The sequence below is a fragment of the Pseudomonas sp. UBA6753 genome (assembly GCF_002453565.1).
Classification (GTDB): Bacteria; Pseudomonadota; Gammaproteobacteria; order Pseudomonadales; family Pseudomonadaceae; genus Aquipseudomonas; species Aquipseudomonas putida_Z.
Map to the genome: position 1 here is coordinate 50,120 of NZ_DKHD01000011.1, position 26,359 is coordinate 76,478.

General features: G+C 62.8%; 25 protein-coding genes. 8 read left to right on the forward strand and 17 right to left on the reverse strand.

The window, feature by feature from the left end:
- Nucleotides 1-12 precede the first annotated feature (12 nt).
- Entirely contained in the window at nt 13-2,148 is a 2,136-nt protein-coding gene (gene katE, locus B2790_RS05280; protein WP_286918404.1) for a catalase HPII, read from the reverse strand.
- Nucleotides 2,149-2,374: 226 nt separating this feature from the next.
- On the opposite strand from katE, the gene B2790_RS05285 reads away from it, so the two are divergent.
- The 3 genes from B2790_RS05285 to B2790_RS05295 all read left to right on the forward strand — a co-directional run bounded on the left by B2790_RS05285 (nt 2,375) and on the right by B2790_RS05295 (nt 4,888).
- Complete coding sequence (locus B2790_RS05285; protein WP_286918405.1) at nt 2,375-3,382, forward strand: methionine ABC transporter ATP-binding protein; 1,008 nt, start codon at nt 2,375-2,377, stop codon at nt 3,380-3,382.
- The gene (locus tag B2790_RS05290) at nt 3,382-4,053 is read left to right on the forward strand and encodes a methionine ABC transporter permease (protein WP_013970307.1); all 672 of its coding nucleotides are present in this window, start codon (nt 3,382-3,384) and stop codon (nt 4,051-4,053) included. The genes B2790_RS05285 and B2790_RS05290 overlap by 1 nt, the downstream gene beginning before the upstream one ends.
- A gap of 64 nt (nt 4,054-4,117) precedes the next feature.
- A complete protein-coding gene (locus B2790_RS05295) occupies nt 4,118-4,888 on the forward strand; it encodes a MetQ/NlpA family ABC transporter substrate-binding protein (RefSeq protein ID WP_286918406.1) in 771 nt (256 codons plus the stop codon).
- A 210-nt stretch (nt 4,889-5,098) separates the two neighbouring features.
- Here the strand turns inward: B2790_RS05295 and B2790_RS05300 are convergent, their stop codons facing one another.
- From B2790_RS05300 to B2790_RS05320, 5 genes are read right to left on the reverse strand one after another with little or no spacing between them, the layout of a single operon-like run.
- The gene (locus tag B2790_RS05300; RefSeq protein ID WP_286918407.1) at nt 5,099-5,731 is read right to left on the reverse strand and encodes an SCO family protein; all 633 of its coding nucleotides are present in this window, start codon (nt 5,729-5,731) and stop codon (nt 5,099-5,101) included.
- Nucleotides 5,728-6,621, reverse strand: coding sequence for a heme o synthase (gene cyoE / locus B2790_RS05305; RefSeq protein ID WP_286918408.1), 894 nt, complete (start codon nt 6,619-6,621; stop codon nt 5,728-5,730). Before cyoE ends, B2790_RS05300 begins: the two co-directional genes overlap by 4 nt.
- Nucleotides 6,606-7,685, reverse strand: a complete 1,080-nt coding sequence (locus B2790_RS05310; protein ID WP_286918409.1) for a COX15/CtaA family protein — start codon at nt 7,683-7,685, stop codon at nt 6,606-6,608. Before B2790_RS05310 ends, cyoE begins: the two co-directional genes overlap by 16 nt.
- Before the next feature lie 9 nt (nt 7,686-7,694).
- Nucleotides 7,695-8,276, reverse strand: a complete 582-nt coding sequence (locus tag B2790_RS05315; protein WP_286918410.1) for a hypothetical protein — start codon at nt 8,274-8,276, stop codon at nt 7,695-7,697.
- On the reverse strand, nt 8,245-8,982 hold the full coding sequence (locus B2790_RS05320) for an SURF1 family protein (protein WP_286918411.1): 738 nt from the start codon (nt 8,980-8,982) through the stop codon (nt 8,245-8,247). Before B2790_RS05320 ends, B2790_RS05315 begins: the two co-directional genes overlap by 32 nt.
- Before the next feature lie 63 nt (nt 8,983-9,045).
- Here B2790_RS05320 and B2790_RS05325 point away from each other — a divergent pair, with 63 nt between their 5' ends.
- On the forward strand, nt 9,046-9,249 hold the full coding sequence (locus B2790_RS05325; RefSeq protein ID WP_003258925.1) for a twin transmembrane helix small protein: 204 nt from the start codon (nt 9,046-9,048) through the stop codon (nt 9,247-9,249).
- Between the two features lie 99 nt (nt 9,250-9,348).
- Here B2790_RS05325 and B2790_RS05330 read toward each other — a convergent pair whose 3' ends face one another.
- The 4 genes from B2790_RS05330 to coxB are packed head-to-tail and all read right to left on the reverse strand — an operon-like array spanning nt 9,349 to nt 13,590.
- Nucleotides 9,349-10,236, reverse strand: a complete 888-nt coding sequence (locus tag B2790_RS05330; protein WP_003258926.1) for a cytochrome c oxidase subunit 3 — start codon at nt 10,234-10,236, stop codon at nt 9,349-9,351.
- Between the two features lie 16 nt (nt 10,237-10,252).
- Nucleotides 10,253-10,819 carry a cytochrome c oxidase assembly protein gene (locus B2790_RS05335; RefSeq protein ID WP_015268464.1) on the reverse strand — a complete coding sequence of 189 codons (567 nt, stop codon included), beginning with the start codon at nt 10,817-10,819 and terminating at the stop codon, nt 10,253-10,255.
- A gap of 10 nt (nt 10,820-10,829) precedes the next feature.
- Nucleotides 10,830-12,419, reverse strand: a complete 1,590-nt coding sequence (gene ctaD / locus B2790_RS05340; protein ID WP_286918412.1) for a cytochrome c oxidase subunit I — start codon at nt 12,417-12,419, stop codon at nt 10,830-10,832.
- Between the two features lie 43 nt (nt 12,420-12,462).
- Entirely contained in the window at nt 12,463-13,590 is a 1,128-nt protein-coding gene (gene coxB / locus B2790_RS05345) for a cytochrome c oxidase subunit II (protein ID WP_015268462.1), read from the reverse strand.
- A 369-nt stretch (nt 13,591-13,959) separates the two neighbouring features.
- Here coxB and B2790_RS05350 point away from each other — a divergent pair, with 369 nt between their 5' ends.
- The gene (locus tag B2790_RS05350) at nt 13,960-14,601 is read left to right on the forward strand and encodes a hypothetical protein (protein WP_043935172.1); all 642 of its coding nucleotides are present in this window, start codon (nt 13,960-13,962) and stop codon (nt 14,599-14,601) included.
- Nucleotides 14,602-14,733: 132 nt separating this feature from the next.
- Here the strand turns inward: B2790_RS05350 and B2790_RS05355 are convergent, their stop codons facing one another.
- The 6 genes from B2790_RS05355 to prlC all read right to left on the reverse strand — a co-directional run bounded on the left by B2790_RS05355 (nt 14,734) and on the right by prlC (nt 23,184).
- Nucleotides 14,734-16,266 carry a SulP family inorganic anion transporter gene (locus B2790_RS05355; protein ID WP_286918413.1) on the reverse strand — a complete coding sequence of 511 codons (1,533 nt, stop codon included), beginning with the start codon at nt 16,264-16,266 and terminating at the stop codon, nt 14,734-14,736.
- Nucleotides 16,267-16,457: 191 nt separating this feature from the next.
- Nucleotides 16,458-17,177: a carbonic anhydrase gene (locus B2790_RS05360; RefSeq protein ID WP_013970295.1), complete on the reverse strand. Its 720-nt coding sequence runs from the start codon at nt 17,175-17,177 to the stop codon at nt 16,458-16,460.
- A 423-nt stretch (nt 17,178-17,600) separates the two neighbouring features.
- Nucleotides 17,601-18,659: a PA0069 family radical SAM protein gene (locus B2790_RS05365; protein ID WP_286918414.1), complete on the reverse strand. Its 1,059-nt coding sequence runs from the start codon at nt 18,657-18,659 to the stop codon at nt 17,601-17,603.
- A 77-nt stretch (nt 18,660-18,736) separates the two neighbouring features.
- On the reverse strand, nt 18,737-20,731 hold the full coding sequence (locus B2790_RS05370; protein ID WP_286918415.1) for a M3 family metallopeptidase: 1,995 nt from the start codon (nt 20,729-20,731) through the stop codon (nt 18,737-18,739).
- A gap of 123 nt (nt 20,732-20,854) precedes the next feature.
- The gene (locus B2790_RS05375) at nt 20,855-21,136 is read right to left on the reverse strand and encodes a YheV family putative zinc ribbon protein (protein WP_013970292.1); all 282 of its coding nucleotides are present in this window, start codon (nt 21,134-21,136) and stop codon (nt 20,855-20,857) included.
- Entirely contained in the window at nt 21,133-23,184 is a 2,052-nt protein-coding gene (prlC, locus tag B2790_RS05380; RefSeq protein ID WP_286918416.1) for an oligopeptidase A, read from the reverse strand. The genes B2790_RS05375 and prlC overlap by 4 nt, the downstream gene beginning before the upstream one ends.
- Before the next feature lie 102 nt (nt 23,185-23,286).
- On the opposite strand from prlC, the gene B2790_RS05385 reads away from it, so the two are divergent.
- Entirely contained in the window at nt 23,287-23,835 is a 549-nt protein-coding gene (locus B2790_RS05385) for a gamma carbonic anhydrase family protein (RefSeq protein ID WP_286918417.1), read from the forward strand.
- A 119-nt stretch (nt 23,836-23,954) separates the two neighbouring features.
- Nucleotides 23,955-24,605, forward strand: a complete 651-nt coding sequence (locus B2790_RS05390; protein ID WP_286918418.1) for an HAD family hydrolase — start codon at nt 23,955-23,957, stop codon at nt 24,603-24,605.
- A 132-nt stretch (nt 24,606-24,737) separates the two neighbouring features.
- Here the strand turns inward: B2790_RS05390 and B2790_RS05395 are convergent, their stop codons facing one another.
- Nucleotides 24,738-25,811 (reverse strand): aminopeptidase, encoded by a 1,074-nt coding sequence (locus B2790_RS05395; protein WP_286918419.1) that lies wholly within the window; start codon nt 25,809-25,811, stop codon nt 24,738-24,740.
- Nucleotides 25,812-25,896: 85 nt separating this feature from the next.
- On the opposite strand from B2790_RS05395, the gene B2790_RS05400 reads away from it, so the two are divergent.
- Nucleotides 25,897-26,310: a hypothetical protein gene (locus tag B2790_RS05400; RefSeq protein WP_015268455.1), complete on the forward strand. Its 414-nt coding sequence runs from the start codon at nt 25,897-25,899 to the stop codon at nt 26,308-26,310.
- Nucleotides 26,311-26,359 lie beyond the last annotated feature (49 nt).

A 26,359-nucleotide genomic window follows, 5' to 3' on the forward strand; every position in this document is an offset into this window, starting at 1 on the left:
CAATGCAGCCCCTTAGGCAGGTACAGCCTCCGCAGCCGCCTCCCGCTCCCACACCCGATGCCCCTCTACCGCTTTGACGAAGGCATCCACGGTCTTCTGCTCATCCCCCAGCAGCAACCCCTTGTCTTCCTTCAGCCCCAAGCTGCCCAAAAGCTCTTTGGTCAACACCATCGCCTTCAGGTGCTTGTAGCCCTCCAGCAGGAAATGCTTGGCCAACCCGCTGGCCGCCAGCGCATCGGTCGAAGTCTTGCCACCCGGCACGACAATTCCGTCGAACATGATCGATGGCATCCCCTCCATGGAAGCATCCACCGGCAGTTGCTTGCCGTCCGCAGCCTTCACCGGTGCTGAGGTCGGCCCCAGGAGCAGTGGCCGGGCACTCTGTGCTTCCAGGGCCTTGACCAACTTGTCCACGCTGGCAGCGTCTACGCCATCTGCTACCAGCACGGCAATCTTGCGCCCCTTGATGCCAACCGAACCCGGGTGGTTCATCTGGCTCAGGGCAGGCGACTGCGCAAGCTGGGTTCCCTTGACTTGAACAGTGCCCGCGCTCGGAGCAGGCAAACCGAGGTTGGCAGCAACCGCAGCCGCCAGCTTCAGGTCGATATTGGCGAGAATCTCATTCACTTCCCGAGCACGGATCGTCTCCCGCTCCACCTTGCCCAGTTCAAAGCTGTAAGCCTTGATGATGTGCTGCTGCTCGGTCGGGCTCATGCTCTGGAAGAACAACCGCGCCTGCGAGAAATGGTCGCCGAACGAATCGCTGCGCTGGCGGATCTTGTGTGCATCGATACGCTCCTGGTAGCTCTCGAAGCCGCCATCCTGCGGGGCTGGTGGCGTTTCCTTCGGCCAGCCACCGTCGATGGAATTGGGCTCGTAGGATGCGCGACCTTTGTGAACCACATGCTGATGCAAGGCGTCACGCTGGTTGTTGTGGTTAGGAGCGACGGGGCGGTTGACGGGGATCTGGTGGAAGTTGGGCCCGCCCAGGCGGCTAAGCTGCGTGTCGGTGTAGGAGAACAGCCGCCCCTGCAGCAAGGGGTCGTTGGTAAAGTCGATACCAGGCACGATATGACCCGGGCAGAACGCCACCTGCTCCACTTCAGCAAAGAAGTTGTCCGGGTTGCGATTCAGAATCATCTTGCCCAAAGGTGTAACCGGCACCAGTTCTTCCGGGATGATCTTGGTCGGGTCCAGCAGGTCGAAATCAAATTTGTGCTCGTCAGCTTCCGGCACAATCTGCACACCCAATTCCCATTCAGGGTAATCGCCCGTCTCGATAGCCTCCCACAAGTCGCGACGCTGGAAATCAGCGTCCTTGCCTGCCAGCTTCTGCGCTTCGTCCCATAGCAAGGAGTGCACACCCTGGCGCGGCTTCCAGTGGAATTTGACGAAACTGGCTACGCCCTGGGCGTTGATCAGGCGGAAGGTATGCACCCCGAAACCTTCCATCATCCGCAAGCTGCGCGGGATAGCACGGTCCGACATCGCCCACATGACCATATGGGCCGACTCCGGTACCAGCGAGACGAAATCCCAAAAGGTGTCATGAGCCGAAGCGCCGGTCGGGATCTCGTTGTGCGGCTCTGGCTTTACGGCGTGGACGAAATCCGGGAATTTGATCGCATCCTGGATGAAAAACACCGGCATGTTGTTGCCCACCAGGTCGAAGTTGCCTTCATCGGTGTAGAACTTGACCGCAAAGCCCCTCACGTCACGCACGGTGTCGGCTGAGCCACGCGGGCCCTGTACCGTGGAAAATCGCACGAACACGGGCGTGATTTTCTCCGGGTCCTGCAGGAAGCCCGCCTTGGTCAGTTCGGCGTGGTTGCCATAGCTCTGGAAATAGCCATGCGCCCCCGTCCCTCGCGCATGCACGATGCGCTCAGGGATGCGTTCGTGGTCAAAGTGCGTGATCTTCTCGCGCATGATGAAATCTTCGAGAAGCGAGGGGCCTCGATCTCCGGCCTTCAGCGTGTTCTGGTTGTCAGCGATGCGCACCCCCTGGTTGGTGCGCAGCGCATGACCCGTCGCATCGCTACGGTCAGCCTCCAGGCTCTGTAACTTGGCGTTGGTGTTGGCCCGGTCCGGGGTCTGGGTGCCAGCGGCTTCGCTGTGCTTCGGCGCGTCCGTGTTCTTGCTGGGCATGGTCGGCTCTCCTCGTCAGTCTTCAGGCGTACCCGTTTCGGGCTTGTGCAAGTAGTGACCGGGAGGCTTTGCCGAGCGTTCAATCAGGATTACCGGTTGTCGCGATATGCCCGAAGGATTGGTGCATTACGAAATAAATGCTAAGAACAGCTATGGGAAAAGGCTAAAATGCGCGACCCCAGCCAACCGCTGACCCAAATTCCATGCGCCCCACAAGGTTCGCTACGTGATCGAGTTCCAACAGGTACACAAGACCTACCGCGTCGCCGGTAGGGAAATCCCCGCACTGAATCCGACCAGCCTGACCATCGAAGATGGCCAGGTGTTCGGCCTGATCGGCCATTCCGGCGCCGGCAAGAGCACCATGCTGCGCCTGATCAACCGCCTGGAAGAGCCTTCCGGCGGCAAGATCATCGTCGACGGCGAAGACGTTACCGCGTTCAACGCCAGCCAGCTGCGCGGTTTCCGCCAGCAGGTCGCGATGATTTTCCAGCACTTCAACCTGCTGGCCTCCAAGACCGTTGCCGACAACGTCGCCCTGCCACTGACCCTGGCCGGCGAGCTGTCGCGCAGCGAAATCGACAAGCGCGTGACCGAGCTGCTGGCCCGCGTCGGCCTTTCCGACCACGCCAGAAAGTACCCGGCGCAGCTGTCCGGTGGCCAGAAGCAGCGCGTCGGCATCGCCCGCGCCCTGTCCACCAATCCGAAGATCCTGCTGTGCGACGAGGCCACCAGCGCCCTCGACCCGCAAACCACCGCCTCGGTCCTGCAATTGCTGGCCGAAATCAACCGTGAGCTGAAGCTGACCATCGTGCTGATCACTCACGAAATGGATGTGATCCGCCGGGTCTGCGACCGCGTGGCAGTGATGGACGCCGGCCAGATCGTCGAGCAGGGCTCGGTGGCCGAAGTGTTCCTGCACCCGCAGCACCCCACCACCAAGCGCTTCGTCCAGGAAGACGAGCAGGTCGACGAAGGCGAGCAGCGGGACGACTTCGCCCATGTGCCGGGCCGTATCGTGCGTCTGACCTTCCAGGGCGACGCCACCTACGCGCCGCTGCTGGGCACCGTGGCCCGCGAAACCGGCGTGGACTACAGCATCCTCGCCGGGCGTATCGACCGCATCAAGGATGTCCCCTATGGCCAGCTCACCCTCGCCCTGATCGGCGGTGACATGGAAGCGGCGTTCGCCCGCTTCAAGGCAGCTGACGTACATATGGAGGTACTGCGTTGATGGACGCCCTGAATTTCTTTGCCAACGTCGACTGGGCCGAAATCTGGCTGGCCAGCGTCGACACCATGATCATGCTGTTCGGCTCGCTGTTCTTCACCGTGCTGCTCGGCCTGCCGCTGGGCGTGCTGCTGTTCCTGTGCGGGCCGAAACAGATGTTCGAGCAGAAGGGTGTGTATGCGCTGCTGTCGCTGATCGTCAACATCCTGCGCTCGCTGCCGTTCATCATCCTGCTGATCGTGATGATCCCGATCACCGTGCTGATCACCGGCACTTCGCTGGGCGTTGCCGGCGCCATTCCGCCGCTGGTGGTAGGTGCCACGCCGTTCTTCGCGCGCCTGGTGGAAACCGCCCTGCGTGAAGTGGACCGCGGCATCATCGAAGCCACCCAGTCGATGGGCGCCACCACCCGCCAGATCATCACCAGCGCACTGCTGCCGGAGGCCCGCCCGGGCATCTTCGCCGCCATTACCGTCACCGCCATCACCCTGGTGTCGTACACCGCCATGGCCGGTGTGGTCGGTGCCGGCGGCCTGGGCGACCTGGCCATCCGCTTCGGCTACCAGCGTTTCCAGACCGACGTGATGGTCGTCACCGTGGTGCTGTTGCTGGTACTGGTTCAAGTCCTGCAGAGCGTGGGCGACAAACTGGTCGTGCATTTTTCCCGTAAGTAACCCCAATGGGGTCGGCCCGGCCGACCCGTTCGGGGGCCGTCGCGGCCCTCACAAGGAGTGATCAATGAAGAAGCTGCTTGCTGTTGTCGCCGCTGTCGCGGCCTTCTCGGCCCACGCCGAGTCCCTGACCGTTGCCGCTACCCCGGTACCGCACGCCGAGATCCTCAACTTCGTCAAACCTGCACTGGCGAAAGAGGGCGTGGAGCTGAAGGTCAAGGAATTCACCGACTACATCCAGCCAAACGTGCAGGTGGCCGAAAAGCGCCTGGACGCCAACTTCTTCCAGCACCAGCCGTACCTGGATGAGTTCAACAAGGCCAAGGGCACCAACCTGGTGAGCGTTGCCGGCGTGCACATCGAACCGCTGGGCGTGTACTCGGCCAAGTTCAAGAAGCTGGACGAGCTGTCCTCCGGCGCCACCGTGGTCATCCCCAACGACGCCACCAACGGCGGCCGCGCGCTGCTGCTGCTGGACAAGGCCGGCGTGATCAAGCTGAAGGACAACAAGAACATCCTGTCCACCGTGAAGGATGTTGCCGAGAACCCGAAAAGCCTGAAGTTCCGTGAGCTGGAAGCAGCCACCATCCCGCGCGTGCTGACCCAGGTCGATGCTGCCCTGATCAACACCAACTACGCGCTGGAAGCCAAGCTGAACCCGGAGAAAGACGCCCTGGTCATCGAAGGCAGCGACTCGCCTTACGTGAACATCCTGGTTGCCCGCCCGGACAACAAGGACTCGGACGCCATGAAAAAGCTGGCTGCTGCGCTGCACTCGCCTGAGGTGAAGCAGTTCATCAACGAGAAGTACAAAGGCGCTGTGGTTCCGGCGTTCTAAGCCGAAATCCCCGGGGCCGCTTTGCGGCCCATTCGCCGGCAAGCCAGCTCCCACAGGTACAGCGCCAGCCTCAGGCCCTGTGAGGTCCCTGTGGGAGCCGGCTTGCCGGCGATTTGCCCTGGCAGGCAAACCATGAGGACCGAGACGTACGCCGGACTTTGTGGGAGCGGCCTTGTGTCGCGATAGGCCTGCGCAGCAGGCCCAAAAATCTCAATCCCGCTTCAAAAGCCCGGGCAACTGCGCCACCAGCTTCTGGTTGTTGAACGGCGCCCGAATGAACCCGCGCTGACGCCCATCCGGCCCCACAACCGCCAGGTTGCCGCTGTGATCCACGGTATACCCCGGCTTGCTGGTATCGGCCGGAATGAACGGAATGCTCAAGGCATTGGCCAGCTTCTGGGTATCCTCGATCGACCCCGCCACCCCGACGAAATCCTTGTCGAAATAACCCAGGTACTGCTTCAGCTGGTTCGGCGTGTCGCGGTTCGGGTCAACGCTCACCAGCACCACCTGCAGCCGGTCGACGGCCTCCTTGGGCAGCTCGCTCTTCACCTGGCGCAGCTGGGCCAGGGTGGTCGGGCAGATGTCCGGGCAGTAGGTGTAGCCGAAGAACAGCAGCGACCATTTGCCCTTCAGGTCATCCAGTTGCACCGGCTGGCCGTCCTGGTTGGTCATGGTCACATCGGCCACGGTACGGCTCTGCGGCAGCAGGATGATGCCGGCATCAATCAGCTCGGTGGGGTTGGGCTGGTCGTGGCCATTGAGCACCTTGTTGACGGTCAGGCCCAGGATCAACGCGACCAGGGCAACGAGGATGAAGACGGTTTTCTGGGTTCGGGTCATAGGTTCAGCAACAGGTAGTGGTCGAGGAGCAACGCGATGAACAGCGCGAACAGGTAGCCGATAGAGTACTTGAAGGTGCCGATCGCTGCGTGCGGCCGGCTGCCACGGTACAACACCCAGGCCCATTGCAGGAAGCGCAGGCCCAGCACCAGGGCGCAGGCCAGGTACAGCGGGCCGCTCATGTGGATGGCGTACGGCAGCAGGCTTACCGCCAGCAATACCAGGGTGTACAGCAGGATATGCAGCTTGGTGTAGCGCTCGCCGTGGGTCACCGGCAGCATCGGGATATCGGCCTTGGCGTATTCCTCCTTGCGGTGGATGGCCAAGGCCCAGAAGTGTGGTGGGGTCCAGGCGAAGATGATCAGCACCAGCAACAGGGGCTCGGCGCTGACATGGCCGCTGACCGCCACCCAGCCCAGCAACGGCGGGGCGGCGCCAGCCAAGCCACCGATGACGATGTTCTGCGGCGTGGCGCGCTTGAGAAAGCCGGTGTAGAGCACCGCATAGCCGAGCAGGGAAGCCAGTGTCAGCCAGGCAGTGAGGGCGTTGGTGAACACCAGCAGCAGGGCCATGCCCAGTAGCGCCAGCGCCAGGGCAAACAGCAGCGCCGGTAGCGGCTCGACCCGGCCCTGGGCCAGCGGCCGCTTGTGGGTACGCGCCATCAGCGCGTCGATGCGTCGGTCCACCACATGGTTGACCACCGCCGCGCCGCCTGCACAAAAACCGATGCCCAGGTTGCCGAACAGCAGCACGCTCCAGCTGACACCCGCACGGGTGGCAAGGAACATGCCCGCCAGCGAGGTGATCAGCATCAGCACCACCACCTTGGGCTTGGTCAGCTCCAGGTAATCACGCCAACTGGCCCTCTGGGCGCTCAGAAACGTCGCCACGAATCATTCCTCATGTGGTGGGAGATGCCCACGCCAGCCACGGGCCGCAGGCGCCAGCCATGGCCGACACACACGCGAACCTTGTCGACCACGCGGATGCGGTAGTTCACCAGCACCATGCTCAGCAGCAACAGTGCCCCACCAGCGTTGTGCGCCACGGCCACGGCCAGCGGCAGGTGCAGCAGCACATTGCTGATGCCCAGGCCGACTTGCACCACCAGCGCCAGCAGCACCAGCCGCGCCAGGCCAGGGAGGCCGCAGCGGTGCAGCTTCCAGCTGAGCATCAGCAGCACGCAGGTCACCAGCAATGCGCCCAGGCGGTGGCTGATGTGGATGGCCGTGCGCGCATCACTGTCCAGCTGCCCGCCCAGGTAATTGGGCCCGACGTGCTGGGTCAGGTGGAACCCGTTACTGAAGTCCGCCGCCGGCCACCACTGGCCGTGGCAGGTGGGCAGGTCGATGCAGGCGACGGCCGCGTAGTTGGCACTGACCCAGCCGCCCAGGGCGATCTGGCCGATCACCACCAGCAAGGCCAGCGCGGCGATCCGGCGCAGGCTCAATGGCAGCTTCGGCAAGGGCGCAAAGGCCCGCGACAGACGCAGGGACAACAGGAACAACAAACTCAGGGTAGTGAAGCCGCCGAGTAGATGCGCGGTGACCACCTGCGGCCACAGCTTGAGGGTGACCGTCCACATGCCGAAGGCTGCCTGGGCCAGCACCACGCCCAGCAGCAGCAAGGGCAGGCGGTAAGGCTGGCCATCGCGGGTATGCCGGCGCAGCGCCTGCAAGGCGAGCAGGGCGATCACCATCGCCAGGGTGCCGGCGAAGTAGCGGTGGACCATCTCGGCCCAGCCCTTGGCGGCTTCCACCGGGTGTTCGGGGAAATGCAGCTCGGCATGAGCCAGCTGCGCTTCGCTCTTGGGCACGCTGATGAAGCCGTAGCAACCCGGCCAGTCCGGGCAGCCGAGGCCGGCGTGGGTCAGGCGGGTATAGGCACCGAGCAGGACGACCAGCAGTGCCAGCAAGGTGGCGAACACAGCAAGGCGGAATCCGGGTCTGGCCATGGCAGGCTCCTAGCCGATGTTGGACAGCTTGAGCAGGTGGCGCAGGTCGTCCAGCACATGCTTGCCGTTGACCTTGGCGTCGTAGCGCAGCACCAGGTTGCCGTGTGGGTCGACGATCCACAGCTGCGGGCCGGCCTCGCCGACCTTTTGCAGGTAGCGTTGCGTATCCAGCGGGTAACGCTGCAACTGTGGGTATTCGCGGCCGAGCAACGCCTGGTAGTCGGCACTTGCCGGCTGGGCGGCCGCCAGGGCATGGCTGGCACGGCTGGCATCACGGCCCAGGCCGACCTGGATCTGCCGGGCCAGGTACACCAGCCGCTGGCAATCCTCGACACAGGCTGTGGGTGCGCTCACCAGCAGCTGCCAGCGCTCGTCCTGGCCCGCCACGCCGATATCGGAAAGGCTCTCACCGTTGCCGATCATCACGCCGTGGTAGCTGCGGCCGTCCGGCACCCAGAACTTGAGCTTGTACATGCTGGTGGCCAGAACCATCGGCCCGAGCACCACCAGCAGAATCAGCAGCAGCTGCAAACGCCCGCGGGCTCTGGGTTTGCTACGTTCAGGCACTTCCAGTGGAGTGGCGGTGGCCATGGCGTTTCTCCTTGTTGTGGTGCCAGCCGGAGTAGAGGTAGAGCAGTACCAAAGTGGTTGCCAGGGCAAACCACTGCACGGCGTAACCCAGGTGTTTTTCCGGGCCCATGGCAACGACCGGCCAGTCCAGGCGATAGGTCGCCGGGCCGGGTTCCAGGCGCAGCTCATGGGCGAAGCCTTCGCGATCGAGCTGTTGCCATAGCTGCGCGGCATCCACGGCAGTCAGCAGGTGCGGCCACAGGCCGCCTGCAGGGTCGGGATGCAGCTGGAACGTGCTGCCAGGCGCGACATACACCGAAGCGTCCAGCGCCAACGCCTGGGCAGGGGTATCGAAATGCACCGGCACGCGGCGGTCCGGCCAGGGCAGCCAGCCGCGGTTGACCAACAGCCACACGCCGCTGGCCTGATCATGGAAGGGTTGCAGCAGCTCGACACCGGCCTGGCCATCACGCATGCGGTTGTCCAGCAGCAGGCTGTGCTCGGCGTCGAAGCGGCCATAGAGATGCACGCGGCGGAAAGCATTGTCCTGGTTCGCTGTCAGCTGGGCCGTGGCCACGGGCGCTTCGACCCGCCGCTCGGCATAGGCGGCCAGCAGCACGCGCTTTTCCTCGGCACGGCCGAGTTGCCAGCAGCCAAGCGCTATCAGCCCCGGCAGCAGCGCAAGCACCACCAGGGTTGGTACCCAGCCCGGACGGAACGGCCTCATCGGAGCCTCGTCGGGCCGATCGCTATACTTATCCACATCACCGCATCCCCCCGGAGTATCGCCATGCTCAAGGCCGCGATTGTCCTGATGCTGTTGGCCACGATTGCCAGCCTGTTCAGCGGCCTGGTGTTTCTGGTCAAGGACGATGAAAACTCGACCCGTTTATTGAAAGCGCTGACCGTGCGAGTGACCCTGGCGGCGCTGACCATCGGCCTTGTCGCCTGGGGCTTCATCAGCGGTCAGCTCGTATCTCATGCCCCTTTCTGAAGTTTTCACCTGACCCTGTGGGAGCGGGCATGCCCGCGAATGCGATGTTGAATGTACCGACGCATTCGCGGGCGCGCCCGCTCCCACAGGGTTCTCTATTCACAGCACATAGACAAAGATGAACAACCCCACCCACACCACATCGACGAAGTGCCAGTACCAACTGGCCGCCTCGAAACCAAAGTGTTTCTCCGGGTTGAAATGCCCGCGCAAGATGCGCACGAACATCACGATCAGGATGATCGTGCCCAAGGTCACGTGCGCGCCGTGGAAGCCGGTGAGCATGAAGAACGTCGCGCCGTAGATACCCGACCCCAGCGTCAGCCCCAGCTTGGTATAGGCCTCGTGGTACTCGTAGGCCTGCAACGCGATGAAGCTGGCGCCCAGGACGATGGTCAGCGCCATCCAGAATTTCAGCGGGCCACGGTGGCCGCGACGCAGGGCATGGTGGGCGATGGTGATGGTCACGCTGGAGCTGACCAGCAAGATGGTGTTGATCAGCGGCAGGTGCCACGGGTCGATCACTTCCTTGGGCGGCGGGAACAGTTTCGGGTCGGGCGTGTGCAGCAGCGGCCAGGTGAATTCGAAGGTCGGCCACAACATGTGCGCAACACCCTTGGCCCCTTCACCGCCCAGCCACGGCCCGGCCAGCACGCGCACGTAGAACAGCGCACCGAAGAAGGCCAGGAAGAACATCACCTCGGAGAAAATGAACCAGCTCATGCCCCAGCGGAACGAGCGGTCCAGTTGCGGGCTGTACAGCCCCGCGCGGCTCTCCCGCACCACCGAACCGAACCAGCCGAACAGCATGTAGGCCAGGAACAACGCGCCGATGAAGAAGATCAGCGGCCCGTGCGACTCGGGGTGGCCGGCCTTCATGTCGTTGAACCAGGTACCCAGGCCGAACACCGTGATGAACATGCCGATGGTGGCGATGATCGGCCACTTGCTCTGCGCCGGAACGTAGTAGTGCTCATGACTTGCCATTGCTGTTCTCCTTCCCTTAACGGGCGCCCTGGACGTCCTGGGCCGCGACATGCGCGACCGGCGGGTGGCGAGCGGTGATGTCGAACAAGGTGTAGGCCAGTGTCAGGTGCTTCACGCTGGCCGGCAGGTCGCGGTCGACGATGAAGCGCACCGGCATCTCGATGCGTTCGCCGGGCTGCAGCACCTGCTGGGTGAAGCAGAAGCACTCGGTCTTGTGGAAGTACGCCGCGGCCTCGGCGGGGGTGATGCTGGGGATGGCTTGCGCACTCATCGGCCGATCGGTCGGGTTGTGGGCGATGAAGATCATCTGGTTCACCGCACCCGGGTTGACCTCCAACTGGTCGGCGGTGGAGTAGAAGTCCCAGACCATGTCGCTGGCATTGGTCGACATGAACTGCACCCGCACCGAACGCGTCGGGTCGCTGACCTGGCTGCCTTCGTACTGCCCTCCGGTCTTGCCGTTGATGCCGAAGGCCTTGCACATCACGTCATAGATAGGCACCAGGGCGAAGCCGAAGGCGAACATCACCACCGTCAACATCAACAGGCGCAATACCAGGCGTTTCAGCGAAAGGCCGTTCATGGCACGGTTCCTATTTCACTTCCGGTGGCGTCTGGAAGGTGTGGTAGGGCGCAGGCGAAGGGATCGTCCACTCCAGGCCCTCGGCGCCATCCCATGGCTTGGCCGGTGCCGGCGCGCCGCCGCGGATGCACTTGATGACGATGAACAGGAAGAAGATCTGCGTGGCGCCGAACATGAACGCGCCGATCGACGACACCATGTTGAAGTCGGCGAACTGCAGGTTGTAGTCGGGGATTCGCCGTGGCATGCCGGCCAGCCCCACGAAGTGCATGGGGAAGAAGGCCATGTTCATGCCGATGAACGATAGCCAGAAGTGCAGCTTGCCGAGGGTTTCGTCATACATGTGGCCGGTCCATTTCGGCAGCCAGTAGTAGGCCGAGGCGAAGATGCCGAAGATCGCCCCAGGCACCAGCACATAGTGGAAGTGCGCCACCACGAAGTATGTGTCGTGGTACTGGAAGTCCGCCGGGGCGATGGCGAGCATCAGCCCGCTGAATCCGCCGATGGTGAACAGGATGACAAAGGCGATGGCGAACAGCATCGGCGTTTCGAAGGTCAGCGAGCCTTCCCACATGGTGCTGACCCAGTTGAACACCTTCACCCCGGTAGGCACTGCAATCAGCATGGTGGCGTACATGAAGAACAGCTCGCCGACCACGGGGATACCGACCACGAACATGTGGTGGGCCCAGACGATGAACGACAGGAAGGCGATGGCGCCGGTGGCGTACACCATCGAGGTGTAGCCGAACAGCGGCTTGCGCGAGAACGCCGGGATGATCGAGCTGACCGCGCCGAAGGCCGGCAGGATCATGATGTACACCTCGGGGTGGCCGAAGAACCAGAACACGTGCTGGAACAGCACCGGGTCACCACCGCCGGCTGCACTGAAGAAGCTGGTACCGAAGTGGATGTCCATCAGCATCATGGTCACGACACCGGCCAGCACCGGCATCACCGCAATCAGCAGGAATGCGGTAATCAGCCAGGTCCATACGAACAGTGGCATCTTCATCAGGGTCATGCCCGGGGCGCGCAGGTTGAGGATGGTGGCGATCACGTTGATCGCGCCCATGATCGAGCTGATGCCCATCAGGTGGATGGCGAAGATGAAGAAGGTGACGCTGGCCGGCGCGTAGGTGGTGGACAGCGGGGCGTAGAAGGTCCAGCCGAAGTTGGGCCCGCCGCCCGGGCTGAACAGGGTCGAGACCAGCAGCAGGAAAGCCGCCGGCAGCAGCCAGAAGCTGAAGTTGTTCATCCGCGGCAGGGCCATGTCGGGCGCGCCGATCATCAGCGGGATCATCCAGTTGGCCAGGCCGACAAAGGCCGGCATCACCGCACCGAACACCATGATCAGGCCGTGCATGGTGGTCATCTGGTTGAAGAACTCCGGCTGGACGATCTGCAGGCCGGGCTGGAACAGCTCGGCGCGGATCACCATGGCGAACGAGCCGCCGAGCAAGAACATGATGAAGCTGAACCACAGGTACATCGTGCCGATGTCCTTGTGGTTGGTGGTCAGCACCCAGCGCATCAGGCCCTTGGCCGGGCCGTGCGCATGGTCATGGCCGTGGGCGTGGTCGTCGATCACTGCACTCATGTCCTGTCTCCTGCAATCCATTGATTGCCGCGAGTAACCCGGTTCATTGCGCTTCTGCCTGCTTCAGCGCCAGCACGTCCTTCGGCGTGACCATGTCACCCTTGTTGTTGCCCCAGGCGTTGCGCTCGTAGGTGACCACGGCGGCGATGTCGACTTCCGAGAGCTGCTTGCCGAACGCGGCCATGGCAGTGCCGGGCTTGCCGTGGAAGACGATGCCCAGATGGGCTTCCTTCGGCCCGGTGGCGATCTTCGAGCCCTTGAGCGCCGGGAACATCGGCGGCAGGCCCTGGCCTTCGGCCTGGTGACAGGCCACGCAGGTGGTGTGGTAGACCTTGTCACCACGTTCCACCAGCTCCTCCAGGGTCCATTCCTTGCTGGTCAGCTCCTTGAGCTTGGCAGCTTCGGCCTTGCGCTCGCCCAGCCAGGTGTCGTAGTCGGCCTTGGACTTGACCTCGACCACCACCGGCATGAAACCGTGGTCCTTGCCGCACAGCTCGGTGCACTGGCCGCGGTAGATGCCGGGCTTCTCGATACGGGTCCAGGCTTCGTTGACGAAGCCGGGGATGGCATCACGCTTGACCGCGAAGGCCGGCACCCACCAGGAGTGGATGACATCGGCAGCGGTTACCAGGAAGCGCACCTTGGCGCCCACCGGCAGCACCAGCGGCTGGTCGACTTCGAGCAAGTAGTGCTCGTCCTTGGGTGCCTTGTTGTGGATCTGCTCGGTGGGGGTGGCGAGGTTGCTGAAGAACTCCACGTCCTGGCCCAGGTACTTGTAGTGCCACTTCCACTGGTAGCCGGTAACCTGGATATCGATGTCCGACTCGCTGGCATCGTAGATGTCGATCAGGGTCTTGGTGGCCGGGATGGCCATGGCTACCAGGATCAGGAAGGGGACCACGGTCCAGAGGATTTCCACCCAGGTGTGCTCGTGGAAATGCGCAGCCTGCTGGCCGGTGGAACGGCGGTGGATGACCATGGACCAGAACATCGCGCCAAAGACAACGATGCCGATGATCACGCAGATCCAGAAGATGGTCATGTGCAGGTCGAAGACGGCGTTGGAGACTTCCGTCGCCCCTGGGTGCATGTTCACGGTCCAGGCGGCGTTCGCCTGACCAAAAACCGACCACAACAGGAGGCCCATCCAGACATGTGGATGTCGCATCATTGCGGGTTCCCCTTCTCGTTCTTGTAGTCCCGGAGGCGTGGCCTGCGGCAAGAGGGAACGGTGGTCAAGACTGCCTGGCTTCGACGACCGAGCCCCTGCTAAAAGCAGTTGGGCCTCATCAACGAATCACGTTCACCGGGAGTATAGACAGCGACCAACGGCACGCAACGAAGGCTGTGAAATGAACTTCATGAAAGGGCCGAACGCCCCGAAAACCGCGCGCTTGATAGGGTATGGCGCAATAATGGCATTTCGATATGCCTGAGCATGCACACGTTTGCGCGACTTATAACAAATACGTCTTAGGTATTCTGTATACCGAGCTAATTTAGTGTCTTCCGTTTGAAACGTAATGTCCCTGGAGTTGTCATGAACATCGCTGCTGTACGCGAGCAGGTAAGCCAAGCCCATCAACACGAAGGCCAGACCGGCCAACTGAAAAAGCGTCTCGAGCTGCAACTGCCCCACCTGCACCCCTCGATCCAACTGCCTGAGCAGGACGCCCAGGGTACTTTGGCGCGCTTCGTCAGCGCCTACATCGACCAGGTTCCGGAACTGCTGGAGGCCGCCCATGAGGTCGCCCGCGAGGCCGGGATCGAATCGCAGATCAAACCTGTACTGAAAATCGCCGAAGCCTACTTCCTGCAGCCGCCCAGCGTGATGCAAGGGCATGTAGGCCTGGACTGCCTGCTGGATGAGGCCTACCTGGCGCATCGCCTGGTGGAGGAGGTGAACGACCTGTACATCCGTCACTTCCAGCAGCCGCTGATCCCGGTCGACACCACCGTCGCCAACCTGATTGCCCACCAGTTGATTGGCGAGACGTTTGCCAACCAGCTGGATGAAGTGGTGCACCACTCGGTGGATGAAATGTTGAACGATGAAAGCTTCGCGGTGGAATCGGTGGAGGCCTACCGCGAGAAATTGAGTAGCCCGGAAACAGGCGCGGCGTGGAAGCGCTGGCCGTGCCTGTCACGGCAGCTGGGGGTGGAGCTGGGCCAGCCGGCCTGAGGTTCCTGGCCCGGCCTCTTCGCGGGCACGCCCGCTCCCACAGGTTCAACACAGGACTCGAAGCCTGCGCGGTACCTGTGGGAGCGGGCATGCCCGCGAAAGGGCCGGATCAGGCAATCAAAGACTCCGGCTCTAAGCCCCAACCCCCGCCGTAGTCCGCATCCGCCCCTCGATCCGCCGCTTCAAGCGCCGCTGCTCGATCAGCAACCGCGACCCATTGGCCGAATTACTGCGGCCCCAATCTTCAAGCAGCTCAAGGCACGAGTGGTCGATATAGCTCAGGTTACCCAGCGGCACATGCAGCGTGGTCCCCGCCGGCACGCTATCCAGCACCTGGGTCAGCGCCGGCACCTTGAGGAAGGTGGCCGCGCCACTAAGCCGCAATTCCATGTGCCCAGCCTTCTCCAGGCTGACCAGGTTGATCTTCAACCGCGCCGCCTTCAGTGCCAGCTTCAGCAAGGTCAGGGCAAAGCCCAGCAATACGCCAGTCAGCAGGTCGGTCAAGATGATCGCCAGCGCCGTCGCCGCGTAGGTGAACATCGGCATGCGGCCATAGCGGCCCAACCCACGAAATGCCTTGAAATCCACCAGCTTGATCCCGGTAAACACCAGCACACCCGCCAGGCTCGCCACCGGGATCTGCTGCAGCACACTGCTCAGCGCCACCACGAACGCCAGCAGCCACAGGCCATGGAAGATCGCCGAAGCCCGGGTCTGCGCACCCGCCTGCACATTGGCCGAGCTACGCACGATCACCCCGGTCATCGGCAACGCGCCGAGCACTCCGCACAGCATGTTGCCGATGCCCTGGGCCGACAGCTCACGGTCGAAGTCCGAACGCTGGCCGCTGTGCATGCGGTCAACCGCTGCAGCCGACAACAAGGTTTCGGCACTGGCGATGAAGGCCAGGGCAAAAGCGGCGACCAACAGGGTAGGGTCGGCCAGTTGCATCAAGTCACCAGGGCGGATCCAGTCGATGGCCTCGGACAGGTCGGCCGGCACCTGTACGCGGTTCACCGGCAAGGCCAGCCACATGCTGATGGCCGTCATGGCCGACACGCCCAGCAGCGCACCCGGGACGAAGCGCAGCCGCTGCGGCCGCAGGCGCTCCCAGCCCCACATGATGGCGATGGTGCCCAGGCCCAGCGCACCGGCCATCCAACCGGAGCCGGCGCTTTCCTGTGGCAGGGCCGCGGCCACGGTCGCCGGGAACTCCAGCAGGTTCTGCATGCCGGATGGTTGCGGCGCGGTATCGAACATCACATGCACCTGCGACAGCACGATCAGCACGCCAATCCCTGCCAGCATGCCGTACACCACCGCCGGCGCGGTAACCCGGAACCAACAGCCCAGGCGCAGGCGCCCGGCCAGCAACTGCAGCAAGCCGGCCAGCAGCAGGATCGGCCCGAGCATGGCCATGCCATGCTGGCGTACCAGCTCGAACACCAATACCGCCAGGCCGGCGGCCGGGCCACTGACCTGCAGCGGCGAACCGGCAAGGAAACCTACTACAATTCCGCCGATAATGCCGGTAATCAGGCCTTTGGCCGGCGGCATGCCCGAGGCGATCGCAATGCCCATGCACAACGGCAAGGCCACCAGGAAGACCACCACCGACGCCAGCAACTCACGCGGCAGGGCCGCTTTCAACTGTGTAATGTTCACCGTGTTTCTCCTTTCTCTGTCACACAGCCATTCCGCTGGCCGTGGGCACGTTTGCCCCTGACGAGCGCGCAGGCGCGGGCCGCCAGCAGGCGTGCCGGCAGGCAGTCAGGGAATTCAAGGCAGCCGAAGGCCGCGCCACACCCCTGCAGGGTGCAGCCGGCTATCAAGGTTCAAGCGGGTGGATGGGTCGCTTAGTAGCGGCCTCTCGGAGTAGCGCAGGGGACCGGCTCGCCAGCAGCCAGGGGCAGGAAGGTATCGCTGGCGGCGTCGTAGGCTTCGATCTTGCTGGTCTCGATGTCGTAGACCCAGCCATGGATGTACAGCTCACCGGCTGCCAGGCGCGAAGCCACCGAAGGGTGGGTGCGCAGGTGATGCAGCTGGGCGATGACGTTTTCCTTGGTCAGCACTTGCATGGTTTCGTGTTCGCTGCCGCACGAGCAGTTGTTCTCGACCACGGTGCGGGCCACTTCGGCGTGGCGCAACCAGGCGGACACGGTCGGCATCTTGGTCAGCGATTGCGGGTTGAGCACGGCACGCATGGCGCCGCAGTCGGAGTGGCCGCAGACGATGATGTGATGCACTTTCAACGCCAGCACGGCGTACTCGATGGCGCTGGAAACGCCGCCGTTCATCTGGCCATAAGGCGGTACCACGTTACCGACGTTACGGGTCACGAACAGGTCGCCAGGCGAACTCTGGGTGATCAGCTCGGGAACGATGCGCGAGTCGGCGCAGGTGATGAACATGGCACGCGGGGTTTGCGCGGTGGCGAGCTTCTTGAACAGCTCTTGCTGCTCAGGGAAAACGTCATGGTGAAAACGCAGGAAGCCGTCGACGATGTGCTTCAGGGCGGCATCGGCGCTCTCCGCGGGGACCTGCGGTACGACCTTGGATGGGTCCTTGACGGGCATGATTCATCCTCTTGACGGTGTGTAGGTAAATCCATTTTACCGGTGAAAGATTCTGGCTATGCAGGGATTTAGATGACACGCACGGGCCATAGATCACAGTCGGTGAAGACTGATTTCCTACGCTAGCGGGGAAAACTTAACTGAAACTTAATTCGAAGGCTCTAGAACGGGTGTTCCAGATAGGAAAGGCGGGTGTTGGATAATAGCAAAAAAACATCAACTGCCAAGAGCCATTACTGCAATTATCAACTTTAATTAGTTGCATTGAGGGCTGGCAATGCGCCACATGCGGACACCCGGAACCTGCACAGAACCTTTGGGAGCGGGCGTGCCCGCGAAGGAGGCAACTCGGTACATGGCACCGGCTGCGCCGGTGTTCGCGGGCGCGCCCGCTCCCACAAGGGCCGTGCAATGGGTCCAACATCAGAACAGCGCCATCTGCCCACCCGGCGGGCAAAACGCCGAGCAATCCAGCGCCTGCGCTTCTCGCCCCTCGAACTCCAGCCGCTTCATGGCCTTGGCAAAGCGCTGCGCCAGCAACTCGGCAAACACGCCTTCACCGCGCATGCGCGCACCAAAGCGGCTGTCATACAGTTCGCCGCCGCGGCTCTGGCGGATCAGGCTCAACACATGCGCCGCCCGCTGCGGGTAATGGTCCTGCAGCCATTGCTCGAACAACGGTGCCACTTCCAGCGGCAGGCGCAACATCATGTAGGCTGCGCTCTGTGCACCTGCCTCCCTCGCCGCCTCCAGCAGCCGTTCCAGTTCACTGTCGTTGATCATCGGAATCATCGGCGAACACAACACGCCCACCGGCACTCCCGCTTCGCGCAATACGCGGATCGCCCGCAAGCGCGCCTTGGGTGACGCCGCACGCGGTTCCAGCACCCGTTTCAGGTTATCGTCCAGCGTGGTCAGGCTGATCATCACCCGTACCAGACGCTGGCGAGCCATCTCGGCCAGCAGGTCGAGGTCGCGCAACACCAGCGACCCCTTGGTGACGATGGTTACCGGGTGGCGAAAACGCAGCAGCACTTCGAGCAGGCGCCGGGTCAGCAGTTGTTCACGTTCGATCGGCTGGTACGGGTCGGTATTGGAACCCAGGTTGATCGGCGCGCACACGTAACCCGGTTTGCTCAGCTGCTGCGCGAGCACCTCGACGGCGTTGGTCTTGGCAATCAGCTTGGTCTCGAAATCCAGGCCGGGGGAAAGGTCCCAGTAGGCGTGGGAAGGGCGGGCATAGCAGTAGATGCAACCGTGCTCGCAGCCACGGTAAGGGTTGATGGAGCGGTCGAAGGGCAGGTCGGGCGAGGTGTTGCGGCTGATCACCGACTTGGCCGTCTCTACCCGCACCTCGGTGCCCTGGGTTTGCGGCACCTCCTGGTACCAGCCGTCATCCTCCGCCACCGAATGGCTGGGGGCAAAGCGGTTGTGCGGATTGTTCGCCGTGCCACGGCCCTTTTGCGGTGCTGGAGGAATCATGGCCTACCCCGGATACTGTATTCATATACAGTATATTGCCCGCCTGATTCTTTCCAGCACCTCCGGTCAGCGCACCTTCACTTCAAGCCATGCCAACGCAGAAAGGGCAGCTGGCTCGACTGCCGGCCGAGGAACAGCTCGAAACCTTCACGCAACGGTCGCGATGCCCCTGGGGCAAGCAATATCTCCTGCAGCGCCCGGCCTCTAGTCCGGTCCAGCAGGCCTTGGGCCTCGAAGCGGGTGAACAGGTCGAATGCGTGCACGTCCGACCACAGATAGGCGTAATAACCGGCATCGTAGCCGTTTACCAGATGGTCGAAGGCATGCGCCGGGTGCTCGAAATCGGCCAAGGGCCAGTAGCCACAAAGCTCACGGGCATCGCCCAGGCGCTGCTCGAGGGATCGGCCATCGTTGGGTGCGCCATGAAGGTCCAGGTCGAACAGCGCCATACTCAGGTCGCGCGCGGTTTCCTCCACACCTTGCTGCCGCAAGCGGCGCAGGCATTCATCGACCCGGGCCCGGGAAAGCTTGCTGCCATCCTGAAGTGGCGAAGAGATCGCCACCAGGTAATCCGCGTCCCAGACCCAGCGCTCAAACAGCTTGCCGAACAGTTCCACGCCATCGGTACCGAGTTCGGTGACGTTGGACATCACGTGGTTGGTCGTGCGCACCAGCAAATGGTGCAGGGCATGGCCAAATTCATGGAACAGCTTGCGCAGTGATAGATGGTCCAGCAACGGCTGGCTACCCGGCAGCGCTGCAGGCACGTCGCTGTAGACCACCACCGAGGCCGCCTGGAAGATGCCCTCGGCATCGACCCGACGATTGCGAATGTAGGTGGTGAACACCGAGTCAGGTTGCTTGCCGGCATGCTGTACGGCGTCCAGGTACAGGAAACCGATCAAGGCGTTGTCCTGCCACACCTCGAACGGTTGCACGCTGTCATCCCAGGTTGCCAGCGGCTTGGCCAGCAGCGTTAAACCAAACAGTTCTTCCGCCAACTGCTGCAATGCGCTGACCACGGCATTCAGCGGGAAGTGTTCGCGCAAGGCTTCGGTGGAAAGCACCTCGCGCGACGAGGCCTGCAGGTAGGCAATGTCCCAGGGTTGGACATTCCCCAGCCCTTTGGCTGAGGCCTGCTGCTGCATATCTGCACGCCACTGCAGCACCGCCGGCCGCACATGGTCGGCCAGGTCATGAAGAAAGCCGCGCACCTGGGCAACCGAACCTGCGCTCTTCATCTGCAGGCTCTGCTCCAGATGGCTGGCAAAGCCGAGCAGGTGGGCCTTTTCTTCCAGCAGCCTCGCCAGTTGCTCCAGGTGCGAGCGATTATCCTGCTGTTGGTCAAGGCCGACGCCTCGGGTGTTATAAGCCCGGTACACGCGCTCGCGCAGCTGCCTGTTGTCAGCATGTTTGAGCACGGCGTCGGTGGTCACGCTTTCACACGCAATCAACCACCCCGGCTCACCCGCCTCCTGTGCCCTTGTAGCCAGCTCGTCACGAATGCGTTGAGGTACACCGCTCAGTTCAGATTCATCCGTGATGCTCAGCCCTGGCCGGTTGATGTTGCTGCGAAACGCCTCCCGCGCAGCGCCAATCTGTTTCAGCAGTTCAGCCAGGCGCAGCTTGCCTGCGGGGTCGAGCGATGCGCCACTGGAGGCGAACTTGTGCAGATGCCAGCGCAACGTAGCGCGTTTCTGGGCATCCAGCTGCTTGCCGATGTCGCTGTTGGCCAAGCGCTCATACAGGGCCTGCAGTGCGGAGTTGGTGAATTTCTGTTCGAACCGCTCCGTAGCCTTGGCGAAGAAGTCGGAAATGGCACCAGCCCAGGCTTCATCCCGACCAACCAATGGCGAGGCGGCATACAACACCGTCAGAAGCTGACTATCCAGCCCGTCCACCGCCAGCACCATGTCATCCCAGGTTGGCAGTGCCTGCTGGTCGCGGATGATGCGTTCGATGCCTTGCTCGTGCGCCAACAGCACGTGATCGAAGGCAACTTGCATGTTTTGAAGCGTGATCGACGGATAATCGACGGGTATATGGCTATCTTGCAGAAGTGGGTTATCCATGGCGCAACACCTTGCTCGTAGGGAAGAGCAGGTGAGCTTGCATGGCCAGCGTGCAGCAGGTGGCCTGATTATCTACCACCCGGGCATGCCGGCCCGGGCACGAGCCCGGGCGGCACGACGGCCTTATTCAGCCGGCTTCTTCAGCTTCGGGTTGGGGAAGAACTGCACCGTCTGTACCTTGGCTGGCGCGGCTTTCGGCTCCAGATGGTTGACCCGGGTGCCGAGTTCCTTCGGCACCGACAAGCCCTGCTCGTTGAGGGTGTCGGTAAAGCCGCAGGCCACGCACTCGCGGTGCGGTACGCCGTCTTCGTTCCACATCATCAGCTTGTCGGTCTCGCTGCACGCCGGGCATACCGCCCCGGCAATGAAGCGTTTCTTGGTCTTGTTCACGGCTACCTCGCTCATGCTGCAGCGTCCTCGCTCAGGCCACTATGGCGCAGCAAGGCATCGATGGAAGGCTCACGGCCACGGAAGTCGACGAACAGCTCCATCGGCTCGCGCGAACCACCGCGTGCCAGGATAGCCTCGCGGAAGGCACGGCCGGTTTCGGCATTCAGCACGCCTTCTTCCTCGAAGCGCGAGAAAGCGTCGGCCGACAGCACTTCGGCCCACTTGTAGCTGTAGTAACCCGCGGCATAACCACCAGCGAAGATGTGCGCAAAGCTGTTGGGGAAGCGGTTGTACGCCGGTGGGCGCATGACCGACACCTCGTCGCGCACGCCTTCGAGCACCTGCAGCACGCTGCGGCCGTCGCCATGGGTGGCATGCAGCTCGAAGTCGAACAGCGAGAACTCCAGCTGGCGCACCATCATCATGCCCGACTGGAAGTTCTTCGCCGCCAGCATCTTGTCCAGCAGGTCCTGGGGCAGTGGGGCACCGGTTTCGTAGTGGGCGGAGATCAGTGCCAGGCCTTCCGGCTCCCAGCACCAGTTTTCCATGAACTGGCTCGGCAGTTCGACTGCGTCCCAGGCCACACCGTTGATGCCGGAAACACCGGCGTGCTCGATGCGGGTCAGCATGTGGTGCAGACCGTGGCCGAACTCGTGGAACAGCGTGGTGACTTCATCGTGGGTCAGCAGCGCAGGCTTGCCAGGTGCTGCCGGGGTGAAGTTGCACACCAGATTGGCGACCGGGCTCTGCAGCTCGCCGCCAGCCGTGCGGCGACGGTCGCGGGCGCCGTCCATCCAGGCACCGCCACGCTTGTTGGCGCGGGCGTAGAGGTCGAAGAAGAAGCGGCCGACGTGCTGGCCGTTTTCCTTGATCTCGAACAGGCGAACGTCCGGGTGCCAGCTGTCGAAGCCCTTGAGTTCAGCGATTTCGATGCCGTAAAGGCGCTGGACGATGCTGAACAGGCCGCTGAGTACCTTGTCGATCGGGAAGTAGGCGCGCAGGGTTTCCTGCGACACGCTGTAACGCTGCTCGCGCAGCTTCTCGCCGAAATAACCGGCGTCCCAGCTGGCCAGCTCAGGGCAGCCTTGCTCGGCGGCGTAGACCTTGAGCTGCTCCAGGTCCTGGGCGGCAAACGGCTTGGAGCGCTTGGCCAGGTCACGCAGGAAGCTCAGCACCTGGTCGCTGGACTCGGCCATCTTGGTCGCCAGGCTCAGTTCGGCGTAATTCTTGTAACCCAGCAGCCCGGCCAGTTCCTGGCGCAGGTCGAGGATTTCCTGCATCACCGGGCCGTTGTCGAACTGGCCGGCATTCGGGCCTTGGTCCGAGGCGCGAGTGCAGTAGGCAGCGTACACCTCTTCGCGCAGGGCGCGGTCGCTGGCATAGGTCATCACCGCGTAGTAGCTGGGGAATTCCAGGGTGATCAGCCAGCCGTCGAGGCCCTTGGCCTGGGCGGCGGCAGCCATCTGCGCCTTGGCCGAGTCGGTCAGGCCGGCCAGCGCGGCTTCGTCGGTAACGTGCTTGGTCCAGGCCTGGGTAGCGTCGAGCAGCTGGTTGGAGAAACGGCTGCCCAGCTCGCTGAGCTTGCTCTGCACTTCGGCGTAGCGCTGCTGTTTATCCGCCGGCAGGTCGATACCCGACAGGCGGAAGTCACGCAGGGCGTGCTCGAGGATAGTCTTTTGCGCCACGTCGAAACCGGCGGCCTCGGGGCTGTTGATCAGCGCCTGGTAGGCTTCGAACAGCGCACGGTTCTGGCCCAGTTCGGTAGAGTAGGCGCTCAGCGCTGGCAGGCACGACTCGTAGGCTTCGCGCAGCTGCGCGCTGTTGCACACCGCATTGAGGTGGCTGACCGGGCTCCAGGCGGCGCCCAGGCGGTCGTTCAGTTCGTCCATGGCCAGCACCAGGCCAGCCCAGGTAGGGTTCTTGCCCTGCTTTTCGAGGATCTCGGCAATGGCTTTACGGTTGTCGGCCAGGATCGCTTCGATCGCCGGCAATACGTGTTCGGCACGGATTTGCGAGAAGGGCGGCAGATCGTAGGACTGCAGAAGCGGGTTGTTCGCACTCACGGTTTGGATACCTTGGCAGAAGAAACACTGCCCCATCTTAATTACAATCGACGCCGACCGCAGCAGGCAGCCTGCCTATCGGCACAGATGAGAGACGCTATCATGGCTATCCGAAGCTTCCAGCAACACACTCCGAAAGTTGGGCCCAGGGCCTTCGTCGACCGATCGGCGGAAGTGCTGGGCGACGTGGAAATCGGTGAAGACAGCTCCGTCTGGCCGTTGACCGTGATACGCGGCGACATGCACCGCATCCGCATTGGCGCGCGTACCAGCGTGCAGGACGGCAGCGTGCTGCACATCACCCATGCCGGCCCGTTCAACCCGGACGGCTTCCCGCTGATCATCGGTGACGAAGTGACCATCGGCCACAAGGTCATGCTGCATGGCTGCACCCTGGGCAACCGCATCCTGGTCGGCATGGGCAGCACCATCATGGACGGTGCCATCGTCGAAGACGAAGTGATCATCGGCGCCGGCAGCCTGGTACCGCCGGGCAAGCGCCTGGTCAGTGGCTACCTGTACATGGGCAGCCCGGTGAAACAGGCCCGGCTGCTGAACGACCAGGAACACGCATTTTTTGCCTACAGCGCCAGCAACTACGTGAAGCTCAAGGACCAGCACCTGGCCGAAGGCTACGACCAACCGGAATAACCCCTTCGCGGGCGCGCCCGCTCCCACAGGTCTAGCGAAGCCTTCAAGGCCAGTGCCGTACCTGTGGGAGCGGGCAAGCCCGCGAAGAAGGCCACGCAGCACTCAAGTGGAACCCGCAAATGCACCAGCACAACATCCTCTTCGACCTCGACGGCACCCTGACCGACCCGCGCCAGGGCATCACCCGCTCGATCCAGTATGCCCTGGCCAAACTGGGCATCGACGAGCCGGACCTTACCCGCCTCGAGCACTTCATCGGCCCACCCCTGCTGCAGGCCTTCATGCAGTTCTACAGCTTCGACGAAGCCAAGGCCTGGGATGCGGTGAACTTCTATCGGGAACGCTTCAGCGTCACCGGCCTGTACGAAAACCTGGTGTTCGAAGGTGTGCCGGAGCTGCTCGAGGCCCTGAACGGCCAGGGCCGCACGCTGTACATCGCCACCTCCAAGCCGTGGAAGTTCGCCCGTGAAATCGCCCGGCACTTCGCCTTCGACCACCACTTCAAGGTGATCTACGGCAGTGAACTGGATGGCACGCGCACCAACAAGGTCGAGCTGATTCGCCACCTGCTTGATGAAGAAGGACTGGACCCGGCGCAGACGCTGATGATCGGCGACCGCAAGCATGACCTGATCGGTGCGCGCAGCAATGGCTTGCAGGCGGTGGCGGTGGGGTACGGGTTTGGTAGCCAGGAAGAACTGATGGCGGAAGAGCCGGCCTACCACTTTGCTACCTTGGCCGAGATGCATCAGGCATTTCTTAAGGCTTGATGGCCATTGGGGCTGCTTTGCAGCCCATCGCCGGCAAGCCAGCTCCCACAGGGGTAGCACATGGCTTGAGGTCAATGCGGTCGAGGCGGGAGCTGGCTTGCCGGCGATGGGCCGCAAGGCGGCCCCAAAATCTCACCGGCTAACCATCAACCGCCGTAAGGCCGCCTTCCTCTCATCGATCGGCAACCGCCCCAATTGCTCGACCCGGTGATAAAAACGCTGCCAATCCCCGTCAACCTCACGGAACACCGCCGCAAACGCCGGTACCCACTGGTCATACAGCCCGAACGGCAGCAACTTGGCATTGCTCATCGGCCCATACATCCAGGCGTCATAGCGCTTGTCACCACCCCACTGGGCATCACGCACCTGCCGGTATTCCCGCCTTAGCCGCTCGAACTCCGCCTGCTTGGCCGTCCGCTTCTGCGCGTCATCCAGAGGCCCGGCATAAATCGCCTGCAACCGCTCGCGGCTGGCCAGCACCAACCGGATGAACTGCTCACGCTGCTGCCCCTGCTCCCCACCAGAGGCAGCCAGGCCCCGCGCCACGCGCCATTGCCGGGTGCCTTCCTGCTCGACGAAGGAGGCAAACGACTCGTTGAACTCGGTGTCGTCCTGCACATAGAAGCGCTGGTGGGCCAGCTCATGGAAGATCAACGTGGCCAGGCGCTCGTCGCTCCAGCCTACCATCGACGACAGGATCGGGTCGTCGAACCAGCCCAGGGTCGAATAGGCCTCCACGCCGCCCACGTATACATCCATGCCGTCCTGGCGCATCAACGCCGCCGCCCCACGCGCCGCGCCTTGCTGGTAGTAGCCGCGATAGGCCACACACCCTGCGATCGGGAAGCAGTGCGTCACTGGCTGCAACGACAGCTCGGGGGTGGCGAACACATTCCATACCACGTAGGGTCTGCCAAGGTCGGCATACACCCGGTAGCTGCGGTTGTCCGGCAGCTTCAGCTGCTGGCTGGCAAATGCCCGTGCCTGCTTGGCGTGTTCCAGGCGCGCGCGCAATTTCGCTGAAGTGGCCGGGTTGGCCACTACCTGATCCACCGGCTGCCGTGCGCGTAGCAGCTGCCACTGGCCCTCGGCCAACTGCCCATAGTAGGCGGCGCTGCTGCAACCGTTCAGCAGGAGCACCGCCAACAGGGGAACCAAACGGGTGAAAACAAGGTCGAGTGGCCCAGGGCCTGAGCGCTGCATAAGAATAAGTCGAAGCATCCGGGACTGTCTGACTCGCTCAAGGCCGATTCACTCCAAGACTATCTCGCCAAGGGGGAGTTTCGCCATGCGTGCACTGTTGGTCACCGGCTCACTGTTGCTGATATCCGCCTGTTCGACCCTGCCAGACCCGGACCCGAACCAGGCCTGGATCGACCTCACGCCCTACGACAACACCTCGCTGCACGCCGTGCAGGTAGATGAACGCGACTGGGCCGACAGCCGTTACTTCGAAGTACAGCCCGGCAGCCACGAGCTGACCGTGCGCTACCAGTTTCCGGTTACCCCCAGCAATATTGGCCCGGTCGAGGAGCCTTTGTGGCGGGATTGCCAGGTCAAGCTGACCTTCAAGGATTTCAGTGCCGGCCAGCGCTACCAGCTGCAGGCTGGCAGCATCGGTTTCCGCCCCTGGATCAAACTCTACGACCATCAGCAAAAACTGGTTGGCCAGGGCTTGCCTGCAGGCTGCCAGCGCACCTGAAACGCACAAACGGCGCTATGCTTGTAGCCTATGAATCGCAAGTGGGAGT